Raw genomic sequence first — 10,594 nt, 5'->3', positions numbered from 1 at the left:
GAGAGTAGGACGTTGCCAGGCTAAAGAAAAAGCCAAGAAACAAATTATATTGTTTCTTGGCTTTTTTGTTTTACATAGAAAAAATGAGGGAAATAAAAGTATAAACTGAAAACTTTATATCATTATAATAAAATAATCCTTCATTCATATTTACAATTTTGAGGACTAAACTGATAATATAAGGAAAAGAGGGGAAAGTCTATGAGTGCATTTTTTTCGAATTTAATTGATGAAAATTTCCTATTAATTACGGTTAGACTACTTATTGCCTTAGTATTATCAGGTTTAATAGGATTTGAAAGAGAATTAAAAAACCATTCAGCAGGTTTTCGAACACATATATTAGTTGGTGTTGGTGCGTGTTTGATGATGGTGTTGTCATTGTATGGTTTTGAAGCATACATTGAGAAATATGATAATGTTAGATTTGATCCCGCCAGGATTCCTTCTTACGTTATAAGTGGTATTGGATTTTTGGGTGCGGGAACTATAATGGTTTATGGTGGTACAATCAGAGGATTAACTACCGCAGCATCTATTTGGACAGTTGCGGGTTTAGGATTAGTAGTTGGAGCTGGAATGTATGCAGTGGCGGTATTTACCACACTAATCATATTACTTAGTTTGGTATTTCTAAATAACTTTGAAAGGCTTTTTACAAGAGGTAAGAATTCCCTTGTTGTTGAGATTGTCTCTTCTCCCAATTTAGCAATAAATAAGGTTGTTTCGGTGTTTGAAGAAAGTAATATTAAGATAAAGCAGGTAGAGGTAATTAAAGTTGAAAACAATTTAAGGAGTATTTTTATTAAAGTGGAGCCTCCAAAAGGTTTGGAACGCATAACATTATTTGAGAATTTATCTAGTATCGAAGCAGTAAAAAGTGTTTCGGAGAGATAATGAAAACTACGTAGAAAGAACTGTACAACATGAACAAAAATGATGTACGGTTCTTTTTATATCATTTTTTAGCAAGGACGTTATGCCCACGGTAAATTAGGTAATGTTTAAAAGGTTGTGGCTTTCTAGTATTATTTCACTAAATAGATAAATCACATGACTAATGACGTTTTTATTAACAATAATTTGTCTAAAATAGAAAGAGAAGAATAGTTGCATCTCAAAAAAATTGAAGTATAATAAAAATAAAGTCAAAGATAGTCAAAGTCAGTAACGAATGAGATTACTCTTGAATTAGGAGGGAATCAATTGAGCAATATCTCAGATATTATTGAACAATATTTAAAGAGTGTCCTGCAATCAAAGGGGCAGAACGCTATTGAGATAAAGCGTAGTGAGATAGCCGATCGTTTCCAATGTGTGCCTTCTCAAATTAACTATGTTATTAATACTCGTTTTACAGTCGAGAAAGGATACATTGTAGAAAGTAAGCGTGGTGGTGGTGGATATATCCGTATTATAAGAATTAAGCACCGTGATAAGTCTGAACTAATCGATGAAATTATCCGGTTAATTAATCCTACCGTTACGCAACAAGCTGCTTATGATGTCCTTGAAAGGTTAATGGATGAAAATATCATCACAGAGAGAGAAGCAAAAATAATGGCTAATGGTATTGGTAGAGATACATTAGCATTTAAGCTTCCGTTAAGGGATGAAATTAGAGCTCGTATCTTAACATCCATGCTTACAACATTGAAATACCTATGATAATAGATTAGTTTTAATACCTTTATAAGGGGGAAAGACAATGGAGTGTCAAGAGTGTCATCAAAGGCCAGCCACCCTTCATTATACACAGCTAATTAATGGCCATAAAACGGAGATACAAATATGTGATGTATGTGCCAAAGAAAAAGGTTATATAACTTATCCTGAGGAAGGATATTCTCTCCATAACCTATTAACAGGGTTATTTAATTTTGAATCTGGACAGGTAGGTTCACCAGGATCACACTTAAAAAAAGAAAAAGAACTTCAATGTCCAAAATGTGGCATGTCCTATACACAATTCAAACAGATAGGTAAATTTGGTTGTGGTGAATGTTACCATACCTTTTCTGCAAATCTTAACCCAATCTTTCGCCGAGTTCATAGTGGAAATACAGAGCATCGTGGAAAAATTCCTAAACGAAAAGGTGGAAACTTACACCTGAAAAAGCAACTTAAATCCTATAAAGCAGAATTACAGGAATTAATTATGAATGAAGAGTTTGAACAGGCTGCAATTATTAGGGATAAAATCAAGGAGCTTGAAGCTGAGATTAATCGTAAGGAAACGGGTGATAGTAAATGACACTTCAGAATTTCATGAAAGAGGCAATTAGCCCTTGGATGCGTGAACAAAGTCCAGATCATGATATTGTTCTAAGTAGTCGTATTCGTTTAGCTAGAAACTTTGCGGATATGCCTTTTCCAATCATAGCTGATCAAAAGGACTTAGAAAAAATTCGTGAATTCTTTATGCAGGAATATGAACATACATCGTTTGCAGAATATAAAAACTTCGAGTTTGTTTCGATTCGTGATTTAACCGCTATAGAGAAAAGTGTACTGGTTGAAAAGCATCTTATTAGCCCTTTACTTGCTAAAAGAGAAGGAGCAGCGGCTGCATTAATTTCAGAGAATGAACAAGTATCTGTGATGATTAACGAAGAAGACCATATTCGAATTCAACTATATTTTCCAGGTTTACAGCTAACAAAAGCGTTAAATAAGGCATTGGACTTTGATGATTGGATAGAGGAGAAAGTAAATTATGCCTTTGATGAAAAAAGAGGCTTTTTAACTAGCTGTCCAACAAATGTTGGTACTGGTATGCGTGCTTCAGTTATGATGCATTTGCCTGCTCTTGCCATGACAAAACAGATTAATCGGATGATGCCAGCTATTAACCAGTTAGGCTTAGTAGTAAGAGGTATTTATGGTGAGGGGAGTGAAGCATTAGGGAATATTTTTCAAATCTCTAATCAAATCACCCTAGGTAAGACCGAGGAGCATATTATTGAAGACTTAGAGAGTGTTGTACATCAATTAATTGAACATGAAAGAAAAGCCAGAACTCGTATATTAGAACAATCTGGTATTGAATTAGAGAATCAGATCTATCGTTCATATGGTGTTTTAGAATACAGTAGGATTATTGAATCCAAAGAAGCTGCTAGATGTTTATCGAATGTACGATTGGGTATTGATTTAGGAATCATTAAAAATGTATCCCGTAATATACTTAATGAACTGATGGTTTTAACACAGCCAGGGTTTTTACAGCATTATGCGAAAAAGACGTTAACAGCTTCAGAGAGAGATATACTTAGAGCGTCTTTAATTCGTGAACGATTACAATTTGAGGAATAGTAGGAGGAAATCTCATATGATGTTTGGTCGTTTTACTGAAAGAGCACAGAAAGTCTTGGCATTATCACAAGAAGAAGCCGTACGTCTAGGACATAACAATATAGGTACGGAACATATTTTACTTGGATTAGTGCGAGAAGGGGAAGGAATTGCTGCAAAGGCTTTGGAATCATTAGGTTTAGAAGTCTCTAAAATCCAAGAAGAAGTAGAAAAGCTGATTGGAACGGGAAAACAACCGATGCAGACTATCCATTATACTCCTAGGGCTAAGAAAGTAGTGGAGCTTTCTCAAGATGAAGCACGTAAATTAGGACATTCTTATGTTGGTACGGAGCATATTTTACTTGGCCTAATCAGAGAAGGTGAAGGAGTAGCAGCAAGAGTTTTAAATAATCTTGGTGTAAGTTTAAATAAGGCTAGACAACAGGTACTTCAGTTATTAGGGAGCAATGAATCCCAGGCAGCAAGACAAGGACGTGGGCAAGCATCTAACGCTAATACACCTACCCTAGACTCTCTTGCTCGTGATTTAACCGCAAGTGCTAAGGAAGGAAATATTGATCCGGTTATTGGAAGAAGTAAAGAAATTGAACGAGTTATCCAAGTACTTAGCCGTCGCACCAAAAACAATCCTGTACTAATCGGTGAGCCAGGGGTTGGGAAAACAGCAGTTGCAGAAGGATTAGCCCAACAAATTATTAATAATGAGGTACCAGAAACACTCCGAGATAAACGAGTAATGACATTAGATATGGGTACGGTTGTTGCTGGAACAAAGTATCGTGGTGAATTTGAGGACCGTCTTAAGAAGGTTATGGAGGAAATACGCCAGGCTGGAAATATCATCTTATTTATTGATGAATTACACACATTAATAGGTGCAGGTGGTGCGGAAGGCGCGATTGATGCTTCAAATATTCTTAAACCATCTTTAGCACGTGGAGAATTACAATGTATCGGTGCAACAACGCTAGAAGAATATCGAAAATATATTGAAAAGGATGCGGCTTTAGAAAGACGATTCCAACCAATTCAAGTGGATGAGCCAACATTAGAAGAAACCATTCAAATATTGAAAGGCTTACGCGATCGTTATGAAGCGCATCATCGAGTAACCATAACTGATGAAGCAATCGATGCGGCAGCAAAATTATCAGACCGCTATATTACAGATCGTTTTCTACCGGATAAGGCAATTGATTTAATCGATGAAGCGGGTTCCAAAGTAAGATTACGTTCCTACACGGTTCCACCTAATTTAAAAGACTTGGAACAAAAGCTTGAGGAAGTACGTAAAGAGAAGGATGCAGCAGTTCAAAGCCAAGAATTTGAAAAAGCAGCATCATTACGTGATTCCGAACAACGTCTTCGCGAAGAATTAGAGACAACAAAGAACCAATGGAAAGAGAAACAAGGTCAAGAAGACTCACAAGTTACTGTAGAGGATATTGCAAGCATTGTATCCATCTGGACTGGTGTGCCGGTTTCTAAATTAACAAAAGATGAAACTAATCGTCTTCTCAACTTGGAAGAAGTATTACATGATCGTGTTATTGGTCAAGAGGAAGCAGTTAAAGCTATTTCTAAGGCGATTAGAAGAGCACGTGCTGGCTTGAAGGATCCAAAACGACCAATCGGTTCATTTATCTTCTTAGGCCCAACAGGTGTCGGTAAAACAGAGCTAGCACGAGCACTTGCTGAAGCGATGTTTGCCGACGAAGATGCCATGATTCGAATTGATATGTCGGAATACATGGAGAAACACTCGACCTCTAGACTAGTTGGTTCGCCTCCAGGATATGTTGGATACGAAGAAGGTGGGCAGTTAACAGAAAAGGTACGTAGAAAGCCTTACTCTGTTGTTCTCTTAGATGAGATTGAGAAGGCACATCCCGAAGTGTTTAATATCTTGCTACAAGTATTAGAGGATGGACGCTTAACCGATTCTAAGGGGCGTGTTGTTGATTTCCGTAACACCGTACTCATCATGACTTCTAACGTTGGGGCTAGTGAATTAAAACGAAACAAGTATGTTGGTTTTAATTTAGAGGAAGAAGGAAAAGACTACAAAGATATGAAATCTAAGGTTATTGATGAATTGAAGAAGGCATTTCGTCCTGAATTCTTAAACAGAATTGACGAAACCATTGTTTTCCATTCATTAGAGAAAAAGCATATGAAATCCATTGTAACCTTAATGATAAAAGATGTTCAAAAGCGTCTAGCAGAGCAAGATATTGACTTTAGCCTTACAGATAAAGCGGTTGAAAAGATAGCCAACGAAGGATTTGATCCAGAGTATGGGGCTAGACCGTTACGTCGATCGATTCAAAAAAATATTGAGGACTTAATGTCAGAGGAATTGTTGAAGGGTAAAATCTCATTTGGTCAAAAAGTTAAAATTGGCCTGAATAATAAAGGGGAATTCATCATTCTATCTTAAGTAAATGAAATTATTCTCCTTATCAAAACTAGAAGGAATTTCCCTTCTAGTTTTTTTCTTCAGCCAGAAAATATGGTAGGATGCAAAATATAGATTTAGTTTGTAGATTATGTGGCAGACTTAAGGAAAAATAAATCAAAATGATAGATTACTGTAACCATAGAGAGGTTTTTAACGTATATAATAGAGATATCCGAAAGGACTGAGATAATTTGGCCAAAAGAAAGACGAAATTTGTCTGCCAGGAATGCGGTTATGAATCTGCAAAATGGCTAGGGAAGTGCCCTGGTTGTAATAATTGGAATACATTAGTGGAAGAAACGGCTATTACCGGAAAACAAAGCAGACACACATTTAGTGGCATTAGCCAAGCAGGTAGTAAACCAGAAAGAATTACGTCAATAGAATCACAGGATGAACCAAGAATTGCTACCAAGTTAAATGAGTTAAATCGTGTACTTGGAGGAGGAGTAGTACCAGGTTCATTAGTTTTAATTGGTGGAGACCCGGGAATCGGGAAATCAACATTACTATTACAAGTTTCCTCTCAACTTGCAGATCAAGAATTACCAGTTCTTTATATATCTGGTGAGGAATCTACTAGACAAACGAAGCTTCGAGCGGAACGCTTAGGAGTTAATTCCGATTTGCTGTATGTATTATCAGAAACCAATTTACAGGATATTGCCAATCATATAGAGGATCTAAAACCAGCACTTGTTGTAATTGACTCGATACAGACGATTTATCGTGAAGAGGTATCGAGTGCTCCTGGAAGTGTATCACAGGTCCGTGAATGTACTAGTGAATTAATGCGTATAGCGAAGACAAGTAATATCCCAGTTTTTATTGTTGGACATGTTACAAAAGAGGGAGCAATTGCAGGACCAAGGTTATTGGAACACATGGTAGATACGGTATTATATTTCGAAGGAGAACGTCATCACACATATCGAATCTTACGGGGCGTAAAGAATCGTTTTGGTAGCACGAACGAAATGGGAATATTTGAAATGAAGGAGGAAGGATTAAGAGAAGTCAAGAACCCTTCGGAAATATTCTTAGAAGAACGTTCTAAAGGAGCGGCAGGATCAACTGTTGTTGCATCCATGGAGGGGACAAGGCCTGTTTTAGTTGAGATCCAAGCCCTTATTTCACCTAGTTCCTTTGGTAACCCAAGAAGAATGGCAAATGGGTTAGATAATAATCGTGTTCCTCTATTAATGGCGGTTTTAGAAAAACGAGTTGGGATGATGCTGCAAAATCAAGATGCGTATCTTAAGGTTGCAGGTGGTGTGAAATTAGACGAGCCTGCTATTGACCTTGCGGTTACCATTAGTATTGCTTCTAGTTTTCGAGATATTCCAACAAGACCTGATGATATTTTTATTGGGGAGGTTGGTTTAACGGGGGAAATCAGACGCGTTTCTAGAATTGAACAACGAGTTCAGGAAGCGGCAAAATTAGGTTTTAAGCGAGTTATTTGTCCTAAAAATAATTTAGATGGATGGACTATTCCCAAAGGAATTGAAGTAATCGGTATCCAATCCGTTCAGGAAGCTCTAAATATCGGCTTGGTTCGCGAGTAGTTATTAAAAATAAACTAGAAATTTGTCGAATATTTGTTGACTATTAAAATACAATGTGATAAGATTTATAGTTTGCCAATTTGAATATTGCAGTAACCTGTGATATGATGGTGAAGTACGATTCTAATTTCAAAATAATGGTTATTTTTATGGTTTATAGGCAATAATAATGGCTAGGAGGTGACAGTGGTGCTGAAAAAGATTGTACATTTATTCTTTATTATTTCAGGAGCTACCATTGGGTATTTATATATACCATATATTATTAGGCTATTAGATTTTACTGATTTAGCATGGGCGGAATCACCATATTTAGGAGCGGCATTAGGTGCAATTATACTCTTTATTATTTCCTATTGGGTTGCTAATTATATTGTGGATTTCTTGCGATGGATTGAGGAAGGGTTAGTAAAGATACCGATTGGTGATTTGCTCTTTGGTAGTCTTGGATTAATTATCGGTCTTGTAACAGCATTTCTTATTAATCTACCTATCCAAGATACCCCGATCGAGTTCGTTTCCAAGGTTATCCCGTTGTTTGTAACCATTTTACTAGGTTACTTTGGGTTTCAAGTTGGTTTTAGAAGACGCGATGAGTTGATAAATTTGCTAAGCATTAATCGCAAAGATAAAAAGCGTGGACCAACTGAAGGAGATAATGTAGATGCAGTATTGCCAAGACCAAAGATACTAGATACTAGTGTAATTATTGATGGTCGTATCGCTGATATTTGTCAAACTAGCTTTATTGAGGGAACTATTATCATTCCTCAGTTTGTCCTAGGTGAACTACAGCATATAGCTGATTCTTCGGATGTTCTAAAACGTAATCGAGGCAGACGCGGTCTGGATGTGTTGAATCGAATTCAAAAGGAACTACCGATTAGAGTTGAAATCTATGAAGGTGATTTCGAGGAGATACAAGAAGTAGATAGTAAATTAATTAAGCTTGCTAAAGTGATCGGTGGTATTGTTGTAACGAATGATTTTAACCTAAATAAGGTATGTGATTTACAAGGTGTGCATGTATTAAACATAAATGACCTAGCTAATGCAGTAAAACCAGTTGTCTTGCCTGGTGAAGAATTAATGGTTCAAGTGATTAAGGATGGCAAAGAACAGAACCAAGGAATTGCATATCTGGACGACGGAACTATGATTGTGGTAGAAGAAGGTAGAAATTATATTGGTAAAACGATAGAAGTACTTATAACTAGTGTTCTACAGACTTCTGCTGGGCGTATGATATTTGCAAAGCCAAAATTACTTGAAAAAGCACTGTAAAAAAGGTATAACTTATATTGAGATTGACATTAAATAAAAAGTGATAACAGCTAGTGTTATCACTTTTTGTTATAATATAATAGGAATTATATAGAATAAATCTCGTATTATACTGGCACATAAATAAAAAAACTAGTTATGCCATGCCTTTTATAGTACATAATCTAGAAAAGAAGGAAGCGAGTAAACATGACAAAAGAAGTTCGAGTACGTTATGCGCCAAGCCCAACGGGTCATTTACATATCGGTAACGCACGTACTGCTTTATTTAATTATTTATATGCGAAGCATTTTGATGGGAAGTTTATTATCCGTATTGAAGATACTGACGAAAAGCGTAATGTTGAAGGTGGAGAGGAAAGTCAGCTTAAGTTCCTAAAATGGCTAGGTGTTGATTGGGATGAAGGAGCCGATGTCGGTGGTGACTTTGGGCCTTATCGTCAAATGGAACGATTAGATATTTACAACCAGTATGTAAATGAACTTTTAGAAAAAGGTTTAGCTTATAAATGTTTCATGACAGAAGAGGAACTAGAACAAGAAAGAGAAGAGCAAGTAGCAAATGGACAACCACCTAAGTATTCTGGAAAGCACCGTAATTTAACGCCAGAGCAAATTGCTGCTTATGAAGCGGAAGGTCGTAAAGCAAGTATTCGTTTTCGAGTACCTGATAATGTGACATATAACTTCGATGATATTGTGCGTGGCACGATTAAATTTGAATCAAATGATTTTGGTGACTGGGTCATGGTGAAGCAGAATGGTGTGCCTACTTATAACTTTGCTGTGGCAATCGATGATCATCTCATGAATATAACGCATGTTTTACGTGGTGAAGAGCATATTTCCAACACTCCGAAACAGCTGATGATTTATCAAGCGTTTGGGTGGGAAGCACCTACATTTGGCCATATGACGTTAATTCTAAATGAGGATCGTAAAAAGTTAAGTAAACGTGACTCACATATTATTCAATTTATCGAACAATACAAAAACCTTGGCTATTTACCAGAAGCGTTATTCAACTTCATTACATTGCTAGGTTGGTCCCCGGTTGGCGAAGAAGAAATCTTTACACAACAACAGCTAATTGAGATCTTTGATCCGGAAAGACTATCTACTTCACCTGCAATCTTTGATGTTCAAAAATTAAAGTGGATGAACAATGAATATATTAAGTCATCTGAATTAGAAAAAGTGATTGAGCTTGCTATGCCACACCTAATTGAAGCGGGAAGACTACCAGAATCAATGGATGAGGAAACGAGAAAGTGGGCAGAAAGGGTAATTGAGTTATACCGTGAACAATTACGTTATGGTAAAGAGATTGTGGAACTAACAGATATGTTCTTTAATAAATCAGTCGACTATGATGAAGAAGCAAAAGCTGTTTTAGAAGAGGAACAAGTACCAGAAGTATTACAAGTGTTTACGGATAAACTAATCCAATTAGATGTATTTGATAAAGATACAATCAAGGACCAAATAAAAGCTACACAAAAGGAAACAGGTCACCGTGGTAAAAAACTATTTATGCCAATACGTGTCGCAACTACCGGACAAACACATGGCCCTGAATTACCACTTGCAATTGAGTTATTAGGTAAGGAAGTAATTGTGGAACGCTTGGATAAGTTACTCAAATCATTAGGTGCCTAGAATGAAAAATCTTTCTCCTAAAAATAAGTGAGCTATCTAATTCACATTTTACCGAAACTATAATATAGTATTATTACGATTAATAAAGAACGTTGAAAAGGGAAAGTAGTAATTAGTAGATTACACAGAGAGAACCATCTGAGGCTGGGAGTGGTTTTAGTCGCTAATTATGAAGTGCCCCTTGGAGTCCGTTATGGAAATAAGTTAGTACATAACGGCGGTAACCTACCGTTAAAAGGGGACTAAAGTTGGGAGGTATCCATATGCCTTCAAACAGAGTGGAACCGCGCAAAAAGCGTCTCTG

The 10,594-nt window shown here is 36.6% G+C and carries 8 protein-coding genes and 1 other annotated feature (1 of these 9 running past the window's edge); all 8 genes read left to right on the top strand.

All coding sequences use genetic code 11. The features are described 5' to 3' along the window. Positions 1-201: 201 nt before the first annotated feature. The 8 genes from G5W_RS0108420 to gltX all read left to right on the top strand — a co-directional run bounded on the left by G5W_RS0108420 (position 202) and on the right by gltX (position 10,290). Complete coding sequence (locus G5W_RS0108420; RefSeq protein WP_010095820.1) at positions 202-897, top strand: MgtC/SapB family protein; 696 nt, start codon at positions 202-204, stop codon at positions 895-897. Between the two features lie 309 nt (positions 898-1,206). Continuing rightward, the gene (locus tag G5W_RS0108415) at positions 1,207-1,668 is read left to right on the top strand and encodes a CtsR family transcriptional regulator (RefSeq protein ID WP_010095818.1); all 462 of its coding nucleotides are present in this window, start codon (positions 1,207-1,209) and stop codon (positions 1,666-1,668) included. A 40-nt stretch (positions 1,669-1,708) separates the two neighbouring features. After that, positions 1,709-2,254 (top strand): protein-arginine kinase activator protein McsA, encoded by a 546-nt coding sequence (locus G5W_RS0108410; RefSeq protein WP_010095816.1) that lies wholly within the window; start codon positions 1,709-1,711, stop codon positions 2,252-2,254. Then, positions 2,251-3,315, top strand: a complete 1,065-nt coding sequence (locus G5W_RS0108405) for a protein-arginine kinase McsB (protein ID WP_010095814.1) — start codon at positions 2,251-2,253, stop codon at positions 3,313-3,315. Before G5W_RS0108410 ends, G5W_RS0108405 begins: the two co-directional genes overlap by 4 nt. Positions 3,316-3,331: 16 nt before the next feature. Beyond that, complete coding sequence (gene clpC, locus G5W_RS0108400; RefSeq protein WP_010095812.1) at positions 3,332-5,758, top strand: ATP-dependent protease ATP-binding subunit ClpC; 2,427 nt, start codon at positions 3,332-3,334, stop codon at positions 5,756-5,758. A 212-nt stretch (positions 5,759-5,970) separates the two neighbouring features. Then, positions 5,971-7,347 carry a DNA repair protein RadA gene (radA, locus tag G5W_RS0108395; RefSeq protein ID WP_010095810.1) on the top strand — a complete coding sequence of 459 codons (1,377 nt, stop codon included), beginning with the start codon at positions 5,971-5,973 and terminating at the stop codon, positions 7,345-7,347. Positions 7,348-7,536: 189 nt separating this feature from the next. After that, positions 7,537-8,631, top strand: a complete 1,095-nt coding sequence (locus tag G5W_RS0108390) for a PIN/TRAM domain-containing protein (protein ID WP_010095808.1) — start codon at positions 7,537-7,539, stop codon at positions 8,629-8,631. Between the two features lie 189 nt (positions 8,632-8,820). Further along, positions 8,821-10,290 (top strand): glutamate--tRNA ligase, encoded by a 1,470-nt coding sequence (gene gltX / locus G5W_RS0108385; RefSeq protein WP_010095805.1) that lies wholly within the window; start codon positions 8,821-8,823, stop codon positions 10,288-10,290. Positions 10,291-10,373: 83 nt separating this feature from the next. Next, positions 10,374-10,594, top strand: a binding site (T-box leader); it runs 2 nt beyond the window's last position.

The organism is Ornithinibacillus scapharcae TW25 (assembly GCF_000190475.1).
GTDB lineage: Bacteria > Bacillota > Bacilli > Bacillales > Amphibacillaceae > Ornithinibacillus > Ornithinibacillus scapharcae.
Note: the sequence above shows the minus strand (reverse complement) of the source record. Positions and strands in the feature narration are given on the sequence as shown.

Coding starts and splice junctions, on each gene's coding strand:
- clpC (WP_010095812.1), top strand. CDS start 3,332: ATGATGTTTGGTCGTTTTACTGAAAGAGCACAGAAAGTCTTGGCATTA.
- G5W_RS0108405 (WP_010095814.1), top strand. CDS start 2,251: ATGACACTTCAGAATTTCATGAAAGAGGCAATTAGCCCTTGGATGCGT.
- G5W_RS0108410 (WP_010095816.1), top strand. CDS start 1,709: ATGGAGTGTCAAGAGTGTCATCAAAGGCCAGCCACCCTTCATTATACA.
- G5W_RS0108420 (WP_010095820.1), top strand. CDS start 202: ATGAGTGCATTTTTTTCGAATTTAATTGATGAAAATTTCCTATTAATT.
- gltX (WP_010095805.1), top strand. CDS start 8,821: ATGACAAAAGAAGTTCGAGTACGTTATGCGCCAAGCCCAACGGGTCAT.